Below are 20,172 nucleotides of genomic sequence, written 5' to 3'. Positions count from 1 at the left end.
AACTAGCCATGAATTTGGATTTTATTCTCAGCCAGATGACCGACAAGCAGGCGTCTGACGTGTATCTCACTGTGGCGGCGCCCTGCCAGCTGAAAGTGAACGGGCGGCTGTGTTCACTCGGTGAATCCTTGTCGGCAGAACAGCTGACTGCTTTGTGCCAGCAGGCAATGTCTGCAGAACAATGGCAGAGCTTTGCCGGACTGAAAGAGGCGAATTTTGCGCTGGTGCGCGGTGAGCGCCGTTTTCGTATCAGTGCCTTCTGGCAGCGTGAGCAGCCGGGCATGGTGATTCGCCGTATTGAAACCGTTATTCCCGACATGGATTCCCTCAGCCTGCCTGAACCCATGAAAGCCATGGCACTGGCGAAACGGGGTTTGATTCTGGTGGTCGGGGCGACCGGCTCAGGTAAGTCAACTTCCATGGCCGCGCTGACAGGGCACAGAAACCGCCATAGCAGCGGTCATATCCTGACGGTTGAAGACCCGATAGAATTTATTCATCAGCACCAGCAATGCATAGTGACTCAGCGTGAGGTTGGCTTAGATACCGCAAGCTATGAAGTGGCATTGAAAAATTCTTTGCGTCAGGCACCGGATATGATTCTGATTGGTGAAATACGCAATCAGGAAACCATGGAGCATGCGCTCAATTTTGCCGAAACCGGTCATCTGTGCATGGCGACCCTGCATGCCAATAATGCCAATCAGGCGCTGGAACGGATACTGCATTTAGTGCCGAAAGATCGCCGGGAGTCGTTTTTGTTTGATTTGTCGCTGAACCTGAAAGGGATACTGGCGCAACAGCTGATTCCCGATCCTTCCGGTGAGGGACGTCATGCGGTGTTTGAGTTACTGATCAACACGCCCAGAGTGTCGGATCTTATCCGGCGCGGAGAATTGCATGAACTGAAAGCCACCATGGGCAAAGGCCGTGAGCATGGCATGATCACTTTTGATCAGTCGCTGTATGCACTGTTCAGGCAAGGCAAAATCCGTGAGAACGATGCCCTCAGTTATGCCGATTCGGCTAATGACTTGCGCCTGATGATCAAAACCGGCCAGTCAGGCCAGAGCTCAGGTGGCGGGCTGGACGGGGTCACGATCCGGTTTGAGTGACAACAGTTACAGCCCGGGGAGCTTTTGCCCACCCATGATCCCAGAGCGGATCATGCTGTACGGTCTGGGATATTGTTACTTTTGAGTTAAATCTTTGTGATCCCCTTAGTGGTTTCAAAATAACCACCTTGCGCTCTGTTTGCTCGCTCTCTATATGTATATACAAATAACGTGTAGAGGGAGTGAATAACATGGAACAATCTCAGTCTCGTGTCAGTGCATCGGATGCACTGGCACGTTTCCGCTTACTGTTTCTCAGTGCTGTCGGGATATTTTTCTTTTTCGTTCCAATTTCTGTGAATGGAAAATCGACGATCCCGCTGGATCATTTGGTTAGTCAAATCAAAGTCTGGCTGGGGAGCGGTGTTGCCTGGTATGCCTTTGCCATGATAGTGATAGGTGCGGTCTATCCTTTTGTCACCGGTCAATGGTCAAAAAGCCTGACAGATAAAGTTTTTTCTGTACTCAAAGTCATGGGCGCTGGCGCGGCACTGATGGCGGTAACAGGTGCAGGACCAGAGTTCCTGCACAGCAAAGACATGCTGCCGTTTCTGTTCGAGAAGCTGGTGATCTCGGTCGGGCTTATCGTTCCAGTAGGGGCTGTTTTCCTGTCGTTTCTGGTGAGCTATGGTTTGCTGGAACTGATTGGTATCCTGGTGCAGCCTGTGATGCGACCGATCTGGCGTACGCCGGGGCGCTCTGCGATTGATGCGGTTGCCTCATTCGTCGGCAGTTATTCTCTGGGGTTATTGATCACCAATAGAGTATACAAATCAGGGCAATATTCAGCGAAAGAGGCGGCGATCATCGCCACCGGCTTCTCGACCGTGTCGGCCACTTTTATGATCATAGTGGCGAAAACCCTGGATCTGATGTCGGTATGGAACCTGTATTTCTGGGGCACTCTGGTGATCACTTTCATTGTCACCGCGATTACTGTCCGTCTGCCGCCGTTACGTCAGATGGATGAATCCGTGGCGGATCCTGAACCTGATGCCGGCAGCGAAGGACGGTTGCAGACGGCTTATCAGACCGGCATGAGTGTGGCCCGTCAGGCGCCGGCTTTGGGCGGCAATATCTTATCTACCATTAAAGACGGCCTGGTGATGACCATCTCCATCCTGCCCTCCATCATGTCTGTGGGCCTGATTGGTTTGCTGGTGGCGAAATACACCCCTGTGTTTGAGTGGCTGGGTTATCTGTTCTACCCGTTTACCGCGGTGTGGGGCATTGATGGCGCGAAAGAACTGGCGCAGGCCTCGGCATCAGGTCTGGCGGAAATGTTCCTGCCTGCTCTGCTGCTGCGCGAGGCGGAGTTTGTGGTGCGTATGGCGGCGGGCGTGATTTGTGTGTCCAGCGTGCTGTTCTTTTCCGCCTCCATTCCCTGCATTCTGTCGACCTCCATTCCGCTCAGTGTCGGGCGGCTGGTGGTGATCTGGTTTATCCGTACCGCGCTGAGTTTGCTGCTGGCGATTCCGTTTGCGATGTTTGTGGCCGGGCACATGTAAGCTTGCCATCACTCTGGCCTGATAACGTTGAGTGACAAAAAAGCCCTGAAGTGTTTGCTTTCAGGGCTTTTTTTGTCGGCAGCGTTCAGGGTTTTGGGTCAGCCATGATCTCAAAACTAAAAATGCTGTACCGAGCGATCAACCGTATTGCTGTTCGAACCAGCTTTCGAGGATAACCACGGCAGACTGAGAGTCGACATTGCCTTTGCTGAGTGAGCGATAGCCACCACGGGCAAAGAGATCCGAGCGCGCTTCGACCGTACTCAAACGCTCATCATGTAATTCGACCTGGCACCCGAACCGGCCGTGCAGGCGGTTGGCAAATTTGCGGGCGCGCGGGGTGATACTTTCCAGCTCCTGGCCGTAAACATCCAGCGGCAGGCCGACCACAATCAGGTCGGGTTGCCATTCTTTCAGTAATTTTTCAATCGCTTCCCAGCTGGGAATACCGTCGTTGGCTTTGAGTGCCGAAAGGGGATTGGCTGTCCCCGTCAGTTCCTGACCGATGGCGGCGCCAATGCTTTTGGTGCCAAAGTCGAAGGCAAGTACTGTACGAGAGGTGCTCATGAATGTCCTATTTCAGTGGATAAGTTAGCGGAATGGATACCCAGTTTGGCGACGGCTTTGTCCCAGCGTTCATTGATGGGAGTTTCAAACACGACCTTGGGATCCGCTTCCATGGTCAGCCAGCTATTGTCGGCCAGTTCCTGTTCCAGCTGACCGGCGGTCCAGCCGGCGTAGCCAAGGGCAACCAGAAATTGACTCGGCTCATCCTTGGTGCCCAGCAAAGGCAGGATATCGGTTGATGTGGTCATCTTGATCTCTTCGGTCAGATCAAGGCTGGAGCTGTATTCTTCTTTGCTGTTGTGCAGGATAAATCCCCGGTCACCGGCCACCGGGCCGCCTATCATGACAGGCTTCTCCAGGCTGGCAGGATGCGCAAGTGGCAAGTCTCGCTCCACTTTGATCTGCTCCAGCATGCTGCCGACAGACACATCAATTGGCAAATTAATGACAATGCCCATCGCGCCTTCGTCGTTATGCTCGCACACATACACCACACTGCGTTTGAAGTGCGGATCTTGCAGACTGGGCATGGCCACCAGAAAGTGATTGGTGAGATTCATCGTTCAGTCCTTACACACTCTCAGACAGGCTCTCATAACTACAGTATGAGGACTAATTGGCCTAAATGGTAAGCCTGAGAGAGATGCTGTTAAAAATGAAAACGTGACGTGTTGTCAACTTCAGCAGACAACACGTCCGGGTGGTATCAGTATCAAGCGGTTTTCAGGCGGCGTTCTATGGCATCCATCAGTTTGCCTGTAATAGAAATATCATACGCCGCTTCAATTTCGCGAATACAGGTTGGGCTGGTGACATTGATTTCAGTCAGCTTGTCGCCAATCACATCCAGGCCAACAAAAATCAGCCCTTTTTCTTTCAGTGCCGGTGCGACAGCTTCAGCAATTTTGCGATCAGTTTCGCTCAGCGGGCGGGGTTCGCCGCGGCCACCGGCGGCCAGATTGCCACGGGTTTCCCCTTCGGCCGGAATACGGGCCAGACAGTAAGGCATAGGCTCGCCGTCAACTACCAGAATGCGTTTGTCGCCGTTACTGATGTCCGGCACGAACGTTTGCGCCATACAGTAGTATTCACCGTGATTGGTCAGGGTTTCAATAATCACCGACAGGTTAGGATCCCCGGCTTTGACACGGAAGATCGACGAGCCGCCCATACCGTCCAGCGGTTTGAGAATGATATCGCCGTGTTCCTGCTGGAAAGCGCGGATCTTATCTGCCCGGCGGGTCACTATTGTGGTGGGTGTCAGCTCGGGGAACCAGGCGGTGTAGAGTTTTTCATTACAGTCACGCAGGCTCTGGGGTTTATTGACGATCAGGGTGCCCTGTTCTTCCGCGCGCTCCAGAATATAGGTGGCGTAGATGTATTCAGTATCGAACGGCGGATCTTTGCGCATCAGCACGGCATCGAGCTCGCTCAGTTCGATTTCCTGCTCACCGTGGAAGCTGAACCAGTCGTTCGGATCTTCCTGCAATTTGACGATCCGGGTCCGGGCGATTGCTTTGCCTTGCTCCAGAGACAGATCAGCCATTTCCATATAATGGATTTCCCAGCCGCGACGCTGCGCTTCAAGCATCATCGCAAAGCTGGAATCCTTTTTGATGGTAATGGACTGGATGGGATCCATCACAATACCCAATTTGATCATGTCTTTTCTCCTTGGTTAGCCAAGATCGCCAAAGCGGACCTGTAGCGCAGTTATCGCCGTCATAGCGGCAGTTTCAGTTCTGAGAACCCGGGGACCCAGCAGCACTTCGCTGAACCGGAACGTTTCAGTCATACTGATTTCCTGCTCCGACAGGCCGCCTTCCGGCCCGATCAGCAGACGGACCCGGGTGACAGGTGCGGGCAGGGTATTTATGGAATATTGGGCTCTTGGGTGCAAATTCAACTTCAGGCCGTCAAATTCTTCCGCGCACCAGTCTTCCAGTTTCATCACAGGACGGATTTCCGGCACCACATTGCGGCCGCATTGCTCGCAGGCGCTGATGGCGATTTTTTGCCACTGTGACAGTTTCTTGTCGAACCTGTCCTGAGTCAGTTTGACACCACAGCGCTCTGAGATCAGCGGCGTAATGCTGTTGACGCCCAGCTCGACAGATTTCTGAATCGTGAATTCCATCTTATCGCCGCGGGAAATCACCTGGCCCAAGTGCAGATCCAAAGGGGACTCCACACTGCGCTCAAAACGGGCAGAAATCTCTACTTCGACATGTTTTTTACCGGCTTCGGTAATGACAGCCGGGAATTCAGCATTGCTGCCGTCGAACAACAGAATTTCCTGGCCTGGCTGCATCCGCATCACGCGGCCGACATGGTTGGCGGCGTCGTCACTTAATGGCACTCTACCGCTTGCCGGCAGGGTCTCAGGATGGAAAATACGTGGCACTCTCATAGTATTAAATTCGTTGGCTTTGATGGTTATTCCTGGCGTCAGTATATCAAGCTTGGCGGCAATGTACCGAACATTGCACAGTGCCGAATACTGCGTGATGAAACACAGCGGAAGCGCGCTGAAGTGTTATCTCGCGCAAAAGCTGCACGAGCCGACATTGATGCGGCTCATAACTCCGGCAAAAAGTCAGTGGGATTGAACCCCGTATCACCTAAAATGTCGGCTTTGTTGCACAGGGGACATAACAAAAATGACAATAACACAAGGAACGCACAGACTGGCGCTCCTTATGGCGGCGGTGCTGGCGGCGGGCTGTGGCGGCGACGGTAAGTCTAGCGAGCGCAGCCTGAATGTGGATGGCGATCCTTTGCTGGCCAGCCTGCAGCCGTACCTGAGCTCCAGTCAGTACGGGTTGGCAGCCGAAGATTGTGCTGTCATCTATAAACAGAGGCAGTCCTGCCAGTTGCAGGATATCGCACCGCTCGGCTATGACATTCAGGGCGATCTGACGCCGGACGACATTGCCCAGCGATTGCTGGTATCCCATGGCTGGATGGGGGACAGCTTTATGGATGTGGTGCGTGACTTACCGCAGGATGTGCTGAATCTGTTTAAGCCACTCAATGTCATTGTACTCAGCCTTGATATCCGCCCGTCTTTCTATCACACAGATACTGCAGGGATATATATCGATCCGCGGTATCTGTGGCGCAATCAGGCGGAATGGAATGACATTTATCAGCAGCAAGATTACCGCTCCGGGTTTGCAGATGTCCTGCCGTTTCTGGCTTTACAACGTTATGTGTACAGCAATGGTGATTATGTCACTTACAGCAATACCTTCGATGAGTACGACAATTACTGGCGGAGCAAATCAGAAATAGCGCCGGGACTGTTTAATCTGCTGGTCCATGAGCTGGCTCATGCCAACGACTTCCTGCCGCCGGATCAACTCAGTGTGCTGGATGTGTCAACCAGCATAGGTAAAAACATCAAGCAGATTAAAGGCAACTGGATTCAGACATCATTGCAACAAGCCCATGCGCTTTCAGCAGACAGTTTACAGTTGATGGCTGAGAGCTATTTTGGCGGCGCCTCGGCGTCAACGACCATGTCGCCTGAGCAGGCAGGATCGGCATTCGAGCCTGATGGTGGCGCCGATTTTTACGGCTATTACACCGGCGCAGAAGATGTCGCCATGCTGTTTGAAGCTTATATGATGTGGCGGGAATATGAGGCGGTCTCTGATGTGGCGTTTACGTCCTCACCCAAGGTTGAAAATTACAGTTGTGATGATTTGATTATTGGCTGGGGGCAGCGCAACCGGCTGGCGCAGAAAGAGGTTGTGCCGCGCGCCAGGCTGGTATCGGAGAGTATCTTACAGCAGGATCTGAGCGCTGAATTTGCATCAATAGCCAGTTCAATGCCGGTGGATCTGCCGTACGGCTATGGATGGTGCCAGGCGCGGACTGCTGTGATGTCGGCCCGATTTGAGCGTTTCAATCGCCAGGCGCCGGTTGCCGATAACAGCCAGCGTTACCTGGATGAGATGCTACGTCACTAAGCACTAAGCATTAAGCATTAAGCATTAAGCATAGGCAAACGGCTGAGAGCCCCTGATCTCAGCCGTGGTTAGATCAAAGTCCTGCTTGCTGACAGGCTTCCAGCACAAAACCGTTGTGCTTTTGCTGGATGTTGGCAATTCTCCGATCCCTTTCGCACTCCCAGGGGCTGACCGGGTAAGTCTTATGCCAGGCCTGCATCAGCTGGCGCTGACTTTTCGCCAGACGGAAGCGGTATTCCTGCTCCATGTAAAGATAGGTGCGGGCAATGGCTCCTCGGGCACGGGGTGGCGGATCCACCCGGCGGTTTTTGAAATCAACTTTCACTTCGCACTGGCCGTAGAAAGCACCGTCATGTTCACGCCAGGGGGCAAAGCGATAGTTCGAGCGATCGCCGTTCACCTCGCCAATGGCCGGGGTCAGGTTATGCATGTCGGCTTCCATCCGGCTGAAGGCCGGGTCTTTGCGGCAGTTTTTACGCCCGCCATCCTGCCAGCATTGCAGCTGATGGCCAAACTGCCAGGCCGGCACCACGTGCTCCCACTCAATCCGGCTGGCACGCGTCTCCTGCTTGCGAACCTGATAGCCGCAGCTGTTCAGATCCGGGATTCCCTTTTTCCCTTGCCATTCAATCCGGCAGCCGCAGTAAAAGCTCTCGTTGTGATCCTGATAAATGTTGACCAGCAGTTTTTTTGCTTTGGAGAAGTTGTGCGGTGGGTCTGCCAATACGGGAGAGGGCAGGGCACTGACGCTTAGCAGTACGGCAGTCATTAGCCATTTCAGCTTGATTAACATGGGATTTCCGGTGACTGAATGTATGGATGATGATGTTATCAGTACCGGAATTTTTTAGAAGTGTTTCACGTTATCTGTGTGTAAAAAATCAAATTTTCAATTTCACTGCGACGCATTTCCAGTAACAGGCATCAAAGGCTGGTGGCATTGCATGCAGTGATAGATGGCTTGCTGACGCAGAATCTTATTATGCCGCCTGACAGTGATCTGATGCTCCCGGCACTGGCAGCGGTAGGGGAAAGTACGCCCGCTTACAGAAGAGATATCGAAGCTGTGGGTGGTGCGCGCTGGCACATTGAACACCTCAGTCATCATTTTTTGCCATTCAGGGCCATGTGGACGCACTTTGCCGTGACAGGCAAAAGTGAGCAGATGGGCGAGTTCATGGGGAACCACTTCGGCCAGAAAAGCGTGCGGGTTTTCTGCCAGTAATACCGGGTTATAGCGGATCTCCCAGCTTTGCATCCGGGCACTGCCAGCAATTTTACCGCGCTGGGTAAAGCGGATTGCCGGATCAGGAAACTGTTTGCCAAGCTTGTTTTCAGCCCGGCGAAGGCAGGAGAGGGTACGTTCAATAATGGCTTGCTGTAGTGAGTCCATGATGCTGAAAGGTGAACAAACAAGGGGGTCAGTATGTAAGGTCTGGCGCTGATTTTCTACCATCGATGGCCTGAAATGCGTTTTGTACAGCAGTGACAGTTTTTAGAACATAGGTGTTCAAAACCTCCGGAAGCTGTACAGGTACAGATGATCAGCTTTTCGGGCGATTGGATCATGGGAAGTAAATAACACTAAAATATGTTTATTTTTATATTGTTATCTGTTTTTACGAGAGAGGTGAGCAGCTTGGTCTGCTTTTAGATCATAGGTGGTCAAAAGCTGAAAGAGCTGTACAGGGGAGCGGGGCGGTGAGAAAGAAAAGCAATGAAAAAGGAAGCCGAAGCTTCCTTTTTCACGAGTAAGAATCACAGCCTTGCAGATTCGATTACTTGATGTTGGCGTAATCGCGCAGCAGCTCTGCTTTGTCGGTTTTTTCCCAAGGGAATTCTTCGCGACCAAAGTGACCGTATGCCGCTGTTTTCTTGTAGATAGGCTGCAGCAGATCCAACATTTCGATCAGGCCGTATGGGCGCAGGTCGAAGTGGTGACGAACGGCTTCAACGATCAGGTCGTGAGAGACCTTCTCTGTACCAAAAGTTTCCACCATGATGGATGTTGGATCGGCAATACCGATAGCGTACGACAGCTGGATTTCACAACGGTCTGCCAGGCCAGCTGCGACTATGTTCTTTGCCACATAACGGGCGGCATAGGCCGCACTGCGATCCACTTTTGATGGATCTTTACCAGAGAAGGCACCACCGCCGTGACGTGCTGCACCGCCGTAGGTATCGACGATAATTTTACGGCCAGTCAGACCACAGTCGCCCATTGGACCCCCGATCACAAAGCGGCCGGTTGGGTTGATGAAGTACTTGGTGTCTTTGTTCAACCACTCTGCCGGCAGAACCGGTTTGATGATTTCTTCCATCACAGCTTCTTGCAGCACAGGAAGTTCAATGCTGTCACAGTGCTGAGTCGACAGAACAATGGCATCGATACCCACGATTTTGCCCTGGTCATAAGCAAAGGTGACCTGGCTTTTGGCATCCGGGCGCAGCCATGGCAGCGTACCGTTTTTACGGACTTTAGCCTGACGCTCAACCAGACGGTGAGCATAAGTGACAGGGGCCGGCATCAGCACTTCAGTTTCGTTGGTGGCGTAACCGAACATAATCCCCTGATCGCCTGCACCCAGATCTTTCGGGTCGCTGCGGTCAACACCCTGGTTAATATCAGGAGACTGCTTACCAATTGCGCTCAGTACGGCACAAGAGTTGGCATCAAAGCCCATGTCTGAATGGACGTAACCAATTTCACGCACCGTCTGACGGGTCAGCTCTTCGATATCAACCCAGGCTGTGGTAGTGATTTCACCACCGACCATGACCATGCCGGTTTTTACGTAAGTCTCACACGCAACACGTGCTTTCGGGTCTTGTTCTAAGATCGCATCCAGGACTGCATCTGAGATCTGGTCTGCAATTTTATCTGGATGGCCTTCCGATACCGACTCAGAAGTAAACAGGTGTTTCGCCATGAGTATTCTCACTATTAGAAAAACTTTAAAGGTGATTGGAGGTGTGATTTTCAGCAGTCTGAGTGATTAATCATCAGTCTGTATGTATAGAGCTACCTCCGTCTAGACGGCTATAATAACTTGTATGGGATCAAAATCAACAACTAGATATGTGTGGAAATAAGATAATTTTCAGCCAAACGATTATCTTCATCATGTGGTTTGTAATCTTAATAGTTAATAATATTGGTTTTAACTAAAAAATCAGACTATTTACCTTCTTTGTGAGTTGACAGCCCCTTCTTCTCTTTGCGAAATGCGTTCTGGCCTCTTGATGGATCGGCGCGTATTGCGATCAAAACCACGATTGCCTGATTGAACGTCGGTGATTTACTGCTCGGACCAATTGTTATTGATAGGTTGCAGAAAAATTATTTCGAACAATGAAAAAAATACACCAGACGGGAGCTTTATTTATTCCGATAAAGCACTATTTATATATCTGTTATAAGGAAGGATGTAGTTACAGCGGGCGTATTTACTGGCTTTGCGCTACGCTTGCAGACAATCGTTCTGGGGAGTGAGGCGGGTCACAATTAGGATGAATCTCGTTAACGCTTGGTATACACTAGAGCGGCTTTTCACTTACGTAGCACGGATATGATATTACGAGTCGCAATTAATGGATTTGGCCGTATCGGCCGCAGTGTACTGCGGGCCTTGTATGAAAGCGGCAAACACCACCAGATAAAAGTCGTGGCAGTGAATGAACTGGCTCAGCCTGAAGCTATGGCACATCTGCTTCAGTATGATTCCAGTCATGGTCGCTTTGGTCGCAAGGTCAGCCATGATCAGGAACATCTGTTCATTGCCGATGGTCAGAGTGAAGACGCGATTCGTATTCTTCATCTCAATGATATCCAGTTGCTCCCGTGGCGGGATCTGGAAGTGGATATCGTTCTGGACTGTACCGGGGTGTACGGCTCAAGAGCCGACGGTGAAGCCCATATTCAGGCCGGTGCCAAGAAAGTCCTGTTTTCCCATCCTGCAGCTAACGACATAGATAACACCATCATCTTCGGTGTTAACCAAGACAGCCTGTCACCTCAAGATCGCATTGTTTCCAACGGTTCCTGTACCACCAACTGCATTGTTCCTGTGATTAAAGTGCTTGATGAAGCTTTCGGCATTGAATCCGGCACTATCACAACGATTCATTCAGCCATGAATGACCAGCAGGTGATCGATGCCTACCATACTGACCTGCGCCGGACACGCGCCGCGAGCCAGTCGATCATTCCGGTAGACACAAAATTACACTTAGGTATAGGCCGTATTTTCCCTAAATTTGCGGATAAATTTGAGGCTATTTCAGTCAGGGTTCCTACAATTAACGTCACCGCGATGGATCTGAGCGTTACGGTGAAGACTAATGTCTCGGTTAATGATGTAAATCAAGCCCTGGCCGAGGCTGCCAGGTGTACATTGACGGATATTGTCGATTACACCACAGCGCCACTTGTTTCTGTTGACTTCAATCATGACCCCCACAGCGCCATTGTTGATGGCACCCAGACGCGTGTCAGCAATCAGCATCTGCTGAAATTGCTGATTTGGTGCGACAACGAATGGGGATTTGCAAACCGAATGCTGGATACAGCACTGGTGATGCATCAGGTCAGTGGTCAGCTGAAAGACGTTTCTGAATTTCCCAGCCAGGCAAAATCGCAGGGCTGAACATATTTATCATTTACACAGTAAGACTATTGAGAGGACAAACCATGTCTGTAATCAAGATGACTGAGCTGGATCTGGCCGGTAAACGCGTGCTGATCCGTGCCGATCTGAACGTGCCAGTAAAAGCAGGTAAAGTAACTTCTGATGCACGTATCCTGGCATCTCTGCCTACGATCAAGCAATGCCTGGCAGCAGGCGCAAAGGTAATGGTTACCTCTCACCTGGGTCGCCCGACCGAAGGTGAATACGCTGACGAGTTCTCTCTGCAGCCTGTAGTGAACTATCTGCAAGACGCGCTCGACTGTGATGTGACGCTGGCGAAAGATTACCTGAATGGTCTGGATCTGAATGCAGGCGAGCTGGTAGTACTGGAAAACGTTCGCTTTAACGTGGGCGAGAAGAAGAATGACGAAGCACTGTCCAAGCAATACGCGGCACTGTGTGACGTGTTTGTGATGGATGCATTCGGTACGGCGCACCGTGCCCAGGCATCTACTCACGGTGTGGGCATGTTTGCCCCTGTGGCTTGTGCAGGCCCGCTGCTGGCTGCGGAACTGGACGCTCTGGGTAAGGCGCTGGGTAATCCGGCTCGTCCTATGGTGGCGATTGTTGGCGGATCTAAGGTGTCGACCAAACTGACCGTGCTGGAGTCACTGGCGAAGATTGCCGATCAGGTTGTGGTGGGTGGCGGTATCGCAAACACCTTTATTGCGGCTGAAGGTCATGGCGTCGGTAAATCTCTGTACGAAGCCGAACTGCTTGACACAGCGAAAGCGCTGATGGAGCAAACTAATGTGCCGGTTGCGACTGACGTAGTCTGCGCCAAAGAATTCTCTGACACGGCTGAAGCCACCATTAAGTCTGCTTCTGATATTGCAGAAGACGACATGGTGCTGGATATCGGTCCGGATTCTGCTGCTGAGCTGGCTCGCATTATCAAAGAAGCCAAAACTATTTTGTGGAACGGCCCGGTCGGCGTGTTCGAGATTGAGCAATTTGGTAAAGGTACTGAAGTCGTAGCGCAAGCGATTGCCGATTCTGAAGGTTTCTCTATTGCCGGTGGCGGCGATACGCTGGCAGCCATTGATAAGTACGGTATCAAAGATAAAGTGTCTTACATCTCAACCGGTGGCGGTGCGTTCCTGGAGTTTGTAGAAGGCAAAAAACTGCCGGCAGTTGCTATGCTGGAAGAACGAGCGAAAGCCTGATAACAGCGGCGCTGGGCTTGCTCGGCGCCTGGAATATGCTGTGTGTGGTGTGAACATTAACCGTTTGGCCGCACACATTAGCAATGAGTTTATCTTTAAACCCAGACAACAAAGCTAAAAGCTAATAGGACTATTGTTATGTCTAAGATCTTCGACTTCGTAAAACCTGGTGTGATTTCTGGCGACGACGTACAGAAAGTATTTGCAGTAGCAAAAGAAAACCAATTTGCTCTGCCAGCGGTTAACGTAGTTAACACGGACTCTATCAACGCAGTGCTTGAAGCTGCCGCGAAAGTGAAAGCCCCTGTTGTTGTTCAGTTCTCAAACGGCGGTGCAGGTTTCTTTGCAGGTAAAGGCCTGAAGCTGGAAGGTCAGAACGGCCCGATCCTGGGTGCGATTGCGGGTGCAAAATATGTTCACGCCGTGGCTGAAACTTACGGTGTGCCAGTGATCCTGCACACTGACCATGCGGCGAAAAAACTGCTGCCATGGATCGATGGTCTGCTGGACGCCGGTGAAAAGCACTTTGCGGAAACAGGCAAACCTCTGTTCTCTTCGCACATGATTGACCTGTCTGAAGAGTCTTTGGAAGAAAACATCGAAATCTGTGCCAAGTACCTTGAGCGAATGAGCAAGATGAACATGACGCTGGAAATTGAACTGGGTTGTACCGGTGGTGAAGAAGACGGTGTAGATAACTCTCACCTGGACCAATCTTCTCTGTACACTCAGCCAGAAGATGTTGCGTACGCTTATGAGAAACTGAATGCTATCAGCCCGCGTTTCACTATCGCAGCGTCATTTGGTAACGTACACGGTGTTTATAAGCCAGGAAACGTGGTTCTTACGCCAACCATCCTGCGTGATTCTCAAGCGTATTGTTCTGAGAAGTTCGGTATTGAGTCTAATGCGCTGAACTTTGTATTCCACGGTGGTTCAGGTTCTTCTCTGGAAGAAATCCGCGAATCTATCGGCTACGGTGTGATCAAAATGAACATCGATACTGATACTCAGTGGGCAACCTGGAACGGTATCCGTGAGTACTACCTGGAAAACGAAGCTTACCTGCAGGGCCAGATCGGTAACCCAACCGGTGAAGATGCGCCTAACAAGAAATACTATGATCCACGCGTATGGCTGCGTAAAGGTCAGGATTCTATGGTTAAGCGCCTGGAACAAGCTTTCTCTGATCTGAATGCAGTAGACGTGCTGTAATTTGTCACTCTGAACAGATTAGATTGTAAAAAGCCCGCTTTGCGGGCTTTTTTATTTGGTTTAATAGCAAGAGCTGAATAAAGTTACCTTAAGCCGCATAAAAAAGTCTTGCTTGTGACCGCTATGACAGCAATGATTGCGCATGTCGTATCATACTTATCTGAGTTCAGATAAGTGGTTATTGTTAGGGTAATTTCGTTCTGTTTGTTATGTATCACGGGACTTGAGCATTACCGCATCATCCCCAATGTAGAGAGAGCGCTATGACTGAGAGTGTAACGGATAAAGTGGTTGATACCATTGCCAATAATGAGCTGGCTGATGGTGTAAAACAAGCGGGTAACTGGGTTGTCGATAATCAGGAGCTGTTAATCCAGTATGGCGTTAACCTGATTTCTGCCTTATTAATTCTGTTTATTGGTAATCTGGTATCGAAAGGGGTGGCGAGCGGCTTCGGCAAAATGCTGCGCCGCAAGCAAATGGATGAAGCGGTTGTCAAATTCCTGCAGTCAATGGTCCGCTACCTGTTGTTTGTGATAGTGCTGATTGCGGCATTAAGCCGAGTGGGTGTGCAAACAGCCTCTGTGGTCGCTGTCATCGGTGCCGCCGGCCTGGCTATCGGCCTGGCCTTGCAGGGCTCACTGTCCAACTTCGCTGCCGGTGTGCTGATTGTTGCCTTCCGTCCTTTTAAATCAGGCGATTATGTTGAAGTGGCCGGGGTGGCCGGTTCTGTCGAATCTATTCAGGTTTTTCAGACCGTACTGAATACCCCGGACAACAAAATGGTGGTTGTCCCTAATGCGGCTGTGATTGGTGGAGCTATCACCAACTACTCCAGGCATGAAACCCGTCGTATTGATTATGTCATCGGGGTTTCGTACAAATCGGATCTGAAGAAAACCAAAGAAGTGCTCAAGCGCGTTTTGGATGCAGAGCCTCGCTTACTGAAAACGCCTGCGCCAACTATTGGTGTAGTGGCTCTGGCTGACTCTTCGGTGAATTTTGTAGTTCGTCCCTGGGTGAAAACCGCCGATTACTGGGCCGTCTATTTTGATTTGCTCCAGGCGATCAAAGAAGAGCTGGATAAAGAAGGTATTGAGATTCCCTTTCCGCAAATGGATGTGTACCTCAACAAAGTTGAAGAATAATGTTCAGCTAAATTGCAACAACAATGGAGCCGTTTGGCTCCATTGTTGTTTTTGGCACGTACCTGCTGATGTTAGAAAATATACTGTGTCAGCAGGCCTTGAGCCAGATGGGCCGCAATAATGAACATCATGGCGGCAACGGCAATATCGATGCCACGTTTGACTTTGGGCCGGGACAAGGTTGGCGCCATCTTCGCTGCGGCAATCGACAAGGTATAGAACCAAACGAATGATGCCAATATCGTACCTATGGCAAAAGCAATGCGGTCCTGGCCCTCAAACTGCCCGCCAATCGAACCCAGAATAACAACGGTATCCAGGTACAGGTGCGGATTGAGTACAGTAACAGCCAGCGCGCCAGCAACTACGGCCCGTCTGCCGCGAGCCAGTGTTTGTCTTTGTGCTTCTTCTTCAGAGGCCTGACTAAAGGCACTTTTCAGAGACAGGCTACCGTAAAACAGCAGAAAAGCGATCCCACCCAAGGTCACAGCCAGCAGCACGCTTTCGTTGCTGGAAAGCAGCGCGCCGCCACCAAATACGCCCAGACTGATGAACAACACATCAAGCAGGCAGCATACAGTGGCAGTGGTTAAATGATGATTACGTTTAATGCCTTGATTGAGTACATACGCATTTTGAGCGCCAATCGGAATAATCATGCTGGCGCCAAGGCCAAAGCCTTGCAGTAACGGCCATAGACTCATGAGTGATATTGTCCTTATTCTGTGGTGAAAGTGACGGCTACATCTGGCTAAAGCTTAAATCACTCGCTATGATTTAGTAAATCTAATAATTTTTATGATTTATTAGACTTACTAATATTGAGGGTGGGCATGGAAGGACTGGATTATCGCTGGGTACAGGCGTTGGACGCAGTCGTGTCGCAGCGAGGATTTGAACGGGCGGCAGAAATGCTATGCATCACTCAGTCTGCGGTTTCGCAGCGGATAAAGCAGCTGGAAAAACACATGGCTCAGCCATTGCTGGTGCGTGAGCAGCCACCAAGGCCCACACCGGCAGGACAAAAATTGCTGGGTCTGTACCGCCGTGTTCGCCTGCTGGAGCAGGAGTTACTGCCGGATATCCGCCCTGGTGAGCAAAGCCAGCCATTACAAATGTCCATCGCTACAAATGCTGACAGTCTGGCCACCTGGTTGCTGCCGGCGCTCAGCCCGCTGCTCAAACAGCGTCGCATCGAAATTAACCTGATGCTGGAAGATGAAAGCAGAACCCTCGACAGGTTGCGCAGCGGGGAAGTGGTCGGGGCTATCAGCATGGAGGCCACGGCAATGCCTGGCTGTGTGTCTGATTACCTTGGCCGGATGGATTATTTGTGTGTCGCCAGCCCGGACTTTCAGACGAAGTATTTTGCTGATGGAGTCACCCGCGAGGCACTGATGCGCGCCCCTGCTGTAGCATTTGACCAGTATGACGATATGCATGAAGTCTTCATCCAGCAGCATTTTAATCTGCCTCGTGGCAGCGTGCTGACCCACAGGGTGCGCTCCTCAGAGGCTTTCGTCAAACTGGCGCTACAGGGAGCGGCATACTGCCTGATCCCTAAAATTCAGATAGAGTCAGAACTGGCAAGCGGCGAGTTGGTCAACCTGACCCCGGGTATCATGCTGACCCGCAGAATTTACTGGCATCACTGGGCGCTGGAAAGTGGTGTCTTTAGTGAAGTGACAGCTCAGTTGCTTGATCATGCCAGAAACCGTCTGCCCCAGTGAGGGGAGTCAGCGTATTCTGGAATTGATAAATGTCATTTTAATAAAATGATGTGCAAAATTTTTTGCGATCCAGGGATAATTTTTCTCTGTCCGGTGTCAAAAACAGCATAAGGCCAATGAGCTGAAACCTAACGTTATGATTTGGATGGTGTTATGAAAAAAACCTTACTTGCTGTTTGTTTGAGTGGAGCGACTCTGATCAGTCCGTTGGCAATGGCAGAAGACAGTTTTCCCCGTCTGGAAACCATTGGTGTGGGTGAAATAACTGCTCAACCGGACATGGCTGTGTTTACAGTGGCGGTTGAAGAAAATCGTAAAACCGCTCAGGAAGCGAAACAGGCCGCGGATAAAGCCGTCACGGCCTTTATGGAGCGTTTGCAAAAAAGCGGCGTAAAACGTACGGATATTGAAAGCGCCAATATTTATCTGCATCCGCAGTATCACAGCAGCAACGATGCGCCACCTGAACTGGTGGGTTATCAGGCTTCACGTCAGGTGACTGTGACTGTTCGTGATTTAGAACAACTCAATACCTACCTGGACAGTGCGCTGGGGGATGGAATCAACCGGATTCAGAACATAGAGCTGAAAGTCAGCGATGCCGATAAGTACATGGAGCAAGCTCGCCAGGCCGCCATCAAAGATGCGCAAAGTAAGGCCAAGTCACTGGCACAAGGTTTTGATACCGACATCGATGGCGTGTGGAATATCCGCTATTTCGATCCTATGCCGCGTCCGGTGATGGGGCGGATGAAAATGGATGCGGCGATGGAAACTCAGGCCACCTATCAGGATGCCGAAATTACTTTCCGTGACAGAGTGGAAGTGGTTTTCCGCCTGGAAAAATAACGCTATGCGTCAGACAGAAAGAAGCTCACCCCAGGGTGAGCTTCTTGGTTTAAGGGGCGTGCCAGAATTAATGCAGAATACGGGCACGGACTGTGCCGTCAATGGCCTTCAGCTTATTCAGTGCTTCTTCAGATCGCTCGGTCTCAACGTCAATCACCACATAACCCAGCTCAGGGCTGGTTTGCAGATACTGAGCGGCAATGTTGATACCTTCAGCGGCGAAAATTGTGGTGATCTGATTCAGAATGCCCGGGCGGTTTTCGTGAATGTGCAGCAGGCGCGAACAGCCACGGTGCTCAGGTAATGACACCTCAGGGAAGCCAACGGCCGACACAGTTGAACCGTTGTCTGAGTATTTCACTATTTTGCCCGCCACTTCGATACCGATGTTTTGCTGAGCTTCCTGAGTCGAACCACCGATGTGTGGAGTCAGAATCACGTTATCAAAGCGCGTCAGCGGTGACTCGAACTGATCTTTATTGGTTTTAGGCTCGACCGGGAAGACATCAATCGCAGCACCTGCCAGATGTTTGCTTTCCAGTGCACTGCACAGTGCATCTATGTCGACGACTGTGCCGCGCGCGGCATTGATAAAGATGGAACCCGGCTTCATGCGCGCGAATTCTTCGGCACCCATCAGGTTCTGAGTATCCAGCGTTTCAGGAACGTGCAGACTGATAACATCGGATTTATTGAGCAGCTCACTCAGGGAATCAACCTGGGTTGCGTTGCCTAAGGTCAGTTTGTTTTCGATGTCATAGAAATACACATCCATACCCAGGTTTTCAGCCAGAATACTGAGCTGAGTCCCTATGTGACCATAGCCTATGATACCCAGTTTCTTACCACGGGCTTCATAGGAGGAGTCAGCCGTTTTTTGCCATTCACCCCGGTGGGCTTTGGCATTTTTTTCCGGGATACCACGCAGCAGCAGCAATATTTCACCCAGTACCAGCTCAGCCACACTGCGGGTATTGGAGAAGGGGGCGTTAAATACAGGAATACCACGGCGGTTGGCTTCAGCAAGATCAACCTGATTGGTACCAATGCAGAAACAGCCTACAGCAATCAGCTTCTTGGCCGCGTCAAAGACTTCTTCAGTCAGCTGGGTACGGGAACGAATACCTACAAAGTGGGCATCTTTGATTGCGTCGAGCAGTTCATTCCCCGCCAGCGAGCCTTTGTGATACTCGATATTCTCGTAGCCGGCTTGTTTGAGCACTTCAAGTGCAGAGGGGTGAACGCCTTCCAGCAGCAGAATTTTAATCTTGTCTTTATCCAGCGAAACTTTTGCCATGGTCCTTTTCCTTAAAAACAACAGGTATTCCATACAGCGGGCAGGATAACGTGTTCATGCAACAGCACATTGTGATGTCACACGGTGACAGGCGTACATCCTGTGTTGCCGTCTGGTGAGCTTAAACGATTGCGTTCACATTAAAGTATCAAAAATTTCGGTGAAGTGGCGAGAATATTACGAAATGGATAATAAAAAACGGCATATATTATGCCGTTTAGTCATCAAGCCTTATGAATAGCGCTGATACTGTTATTTAGTGACAGTTTTCACGCCGTCTGGAGAGCCTACCAGCAGGACATCCGCACCGCGCCGGGCAAAAAGACCGACAGTGACCACGCCTGGCAGCGCATTAATCTTATTTTCCAGATCTTTTGCATCGGTGATTTGCAGATTGTGCACATCTAAGATGATATTGCCGTTATCAGTGATGACACCTTCACGGTATACAGGATCGCCGCCCAGCTTGACTAACTCACGGCCTATGTAGGAGCGTGCCATCGGAATAACTTCAACCGGCAGCGGGAAGGCACCCAGCACATCGACTTCTTTGGTGTTGTCGACAATACAGATGAATTTTTTTGCAATGGCCGCAACAATCTTCTCGCGTGTCAGTGCTGCACCGCCACCTTTGATCATGTCAAAGTCAGGGTTGATTTCGTCTGCACCATCCACGTAGATATCCAGCGCAGACACTTCATTGGCATCAAATACCGGAATATCTAACTCTTCCAGTCGCTGTGTTGACGCAACAGAGCTGGACACAGCACCTTTGATTTCTTCTTTGCGGGTTGCCAGCGCATCGATGAAGTGATTGACGGTAGAGCCGGTACCAACGCCTACAATGCTGTCTTTGGTCACGTAGTCCAGGGCTGCCCAGCCAGCCGCTTTTTTCATTTCATCCTGTGTCAT

General features: G+C 50.8%; 19 protein-coding genes. 9 read left to right on the top strand and 10 right to left on the bottom strand.

Annotated features, from left to right (window positions below; translation table 11 throughout):
• Positions 1–8: 8 nt before the first annotated feature.
• Entirely contained in the window at positions 9–1,115 is a 1,107-nt protein-coding gene (locus tag IFO68_RS09960; RefSeq protein WP_192015760.1) for a PilT/PilU family type 4a pilus ATPase, read from the top strand.
• A 191-nt stretch (positions 1,116–1,306) separates the two neighbouring features.
• Positions 1,307–2,623: a YjiH family protein gene (locus IFO68_RS09955; protein WP_192015759.1), complete on the top strand. Its 1,317-nt coding sequence runs from the start codon at positions 1,307–1,309 to the stop codon at positions 2,621–2,623.
• Between the two features lie 138 nt (positions 2,624–2,761).
• Here the strand turns inward: IFO68_RS09955 and ruvX are convergent, their stop codons facing one another.
• The 4 genes from ruvX to rsmE all read right to left on the bottom strand — a co-directional run bounded on the left by ruvX (position 2,762) and on the right by rsmE (position 5,600).
• Entirely contained in the window at positions 2,762–3,190 is a 429-nt protein-coding gene (gene ruvX / locus IFO68_RS09950) for a Holliday junction resolvase RuvX (RefSeq protein ID WP_027253606.1), read from the bottom strand.
• Positions 3,187–3,750, bottom strand: a complete 564-nt coding sequence (locus tag IFO68_RS09945; protein ID WP_027253605.1) for a YqgE/AlgH family protein — start codon at positions 3,748–3,750, stop codon at positions 3,187–3,189. Before IFO68_RS09945 ends, ruvX begins: the two co-directional genes overlap by 4 nt.
• Positions 3,751–3,902: 152 nt before the next feature.
• Positions 3,903–4,853, bottom strand: coding sequence for a glutathione synthase (gene gshB, locus IFO68_RS09940; protein ID WP_192015758.1), 951 nt, complete (start codon positions 4,851–4,853; stop codon positions 3,903–3,905).
• A 15-nt stretch (positions 4,854–4,868) separates the two neighbouring features.
• A complete protein-coding gene (gene rsmE / locus IFO68_RS09935) occupies positions 4,869–5,600 on the bottom strand; it encodes a 16S rRNA (uracil(1498)-N(3))-methyltransferase (RefSeq protein ID WP_192015757.1) in 732 nt (243 codons plus the stop codon).
• A 250-nt stretch (positions 5,601–5,850) separates the two neighbouring features.
• On the opposite strand from rsmE, the gene IFO68_RS09930 reads away from it, so the two are divergent.
• Entirely contained in the window at positions 5,851–7,164 is a 1,314-nt protein-coding gene (locus IFO68_RS09930) for a hypothetical protein (RefSeq protein WP_192015756.1), read from the top strand.
• Positions 7,165–7,237: 73 nt separating this feature from the next.
• Here the strand turns inward: IFO68_RS09930 and IFO68_RS09925 are convergent, their stop codons facing one another.
• The 3 genes from IFO68_RS09925 to metK all read right to left on the bottom strand — a co-directional run bounded on the left by IFO68_RS09925 (position 7,238) and on the right by metK (position 10,097).
• Entirely contained in the window at positions 7,238–7,945 is a 708-nt protein-coding gene (locus IFO68_RS09925) for an endonuclease (RefSeq protein WP_419555441.1), read from the bottom strand.
• A 114-nt stretch (positions 7,946–8,059) separates the two neighbouring features.
• Positions 8,060–8,557, bottom strand: a complete 498-nt coding sequence (locus tag IFO68_RS09920) for a SprT family zinc-dependent metalloprotease (protein ID WP_192015902.1) — start codon at positions 8,555–8,557, stop codon at positions 8,060–8,062.
• A gap of 385 nt (positions 8,558–8,942) precedes the next feature.
• Positions 8,943–10,097, bottom strand: a complete 1,155-nt coding sequence (metK, locus tag IFO68_RS09915; protein WP_192015754.1) for a methionine adenosyltransferase — start codon at positions 10,095–10,097, stop codon at positions 8,943–8,945.
• A 642-nt stretch (positions 10,098–10,739) separates the two neighbouring features.
• Between metK and epd the strand changes: the two genes are divergently transcribed.
• The 4 genes from epd (at position 10,740) to mscS (ending at position 15,384) form a co-directional block, all read left to right on the top strand.
• On the top strand, positions 10,740–11,813 hold the full coding sequence (gene epd / locus IFO68_RS09910) for an erythrose-4-phosphate dehydrogenase (protein WP_192015901.1): 1,074 nt from the start codon (positions 10,740–10,742) through the stop codon (positions 11,811–11,813).
• Between the two features lie 44 nt (positions 11,814–11,857).
• A complete protein-coding gene (locus IFO68_RS09905) occupies positions 11,858–13,021 on the top strand; it encodes a phosphoglycerate kinase (RefSeq protein WP_192015753.1) in 1,164 nt (387 codons plus the stop codon).
• A gap of 138 nt (positions 13,022–13,159) precedes the next feature.
• Complete coding sequence (fbaA, locus tag IFO68_RS09900; RefSeq protein ID WP_027253596.1) at positions 13,160–14,236, top strand: class II fructose-bisphosphate aldolase; 1,077 nt, start codon at positions 13,160–13,162, stop codon at positions 14,234–14,236.
• Between the two features lie 263 nt (positions 14,237–14,499).
• Entirely contained in the window at positions 14,500–15,384 is an 885-nt protein-coding gene (gene mscS / locus IFO68_RS09895) for a small-conductance mechanosensitive channel MscS (RefSeq protein WP_192015752.1), read from the top strand.
• Between the two features lie 71 nt (positions 15,385–15,455).
• Here the strand turns inward: mscS and IFO68_RS09890 are convergent, their stop codons facing one another.
• Positions 15,456–16,088: a LysE/ArgO family amino acid transporter gene (locus tag IFO68_RS09890; RefSeq protein ID WP_192015751.1), complete on the bottom strand. Its 633-nt coding sequence runs from the start codon at positions 16,086–16,088 to the stop codon at positions 15,456–15,458.
• Between the two features lie 129 nt (positions 16,089–16,217).
• Here IFO68_RS09890 and IFO68_RS09885 point away from each other — a divergent pair, with 129 nt between their 5' ends.
• A complete protein-coding gene (locus IFO68_RS09885; RefSeq protein WP_192015750.1) occupies positions 16,218–17,114 on the top strand; it encodes a LysR family transcriptional regulator ArgP in 897 nt (298 codons plus the stop codon).
• 153 nt (positions 17,115–17,267) lie between these two features.
• Positions 17,268–17,963, top strand: coding sequence for an oxidative stress defense protein (locus tag IFO68_RS09880; protein ID WP_192015749.1), 696 nt, complete (start codon positions 17,268–17,270; stop codon positions 17,961–17,963).
• A 67-nt stretch (positions 17,964–18,030) separates the two neighbouring features.
• On the opposite strand, the gene serA is transcribed toward IFO68_RS09880, so the two are convergent.
• Positions 18,031–19,260: a phosphoglycerate dehydrogenase gene (gene serA, locus IFO68_RS09875; RefSeq protein WP_192015748.1), complete on the bottom strand. Its 1,230-nt coding sequence runs from the start codon at positions 19,258–19,260 to the stop codon at positions 18,031–18,033.
• A gap of 252 nt (positions 19,261–19,512) precedes the next feature.
• Positions 19,513–20,172 (bottom strand): ribose-5-phosphate isomerase RpiA, encoded by a 660-nt coding sequence (gene rpiA, locus IFO68_RS09870; protein ID WP_192015747.1) that lies wholly within the window; start codon positions 20,170–20,172, stop codon positions 19,513–19,515.

The sequence above is a fragment of the Photobacterium arenosum genome, assembly GCF_014841115.1.
GTDB lineage: Bacteria > Pseudomonadota > Gammaproteobacteria > Enterobacterales > Vibrionaceae > Photobacterium > Photobacterium arenosum.
The sequence above is the reverse complement of the archived record's forward strand: the minus strand, read 5'-3'. Positions and strand labels throughout refer to the sequence as shown.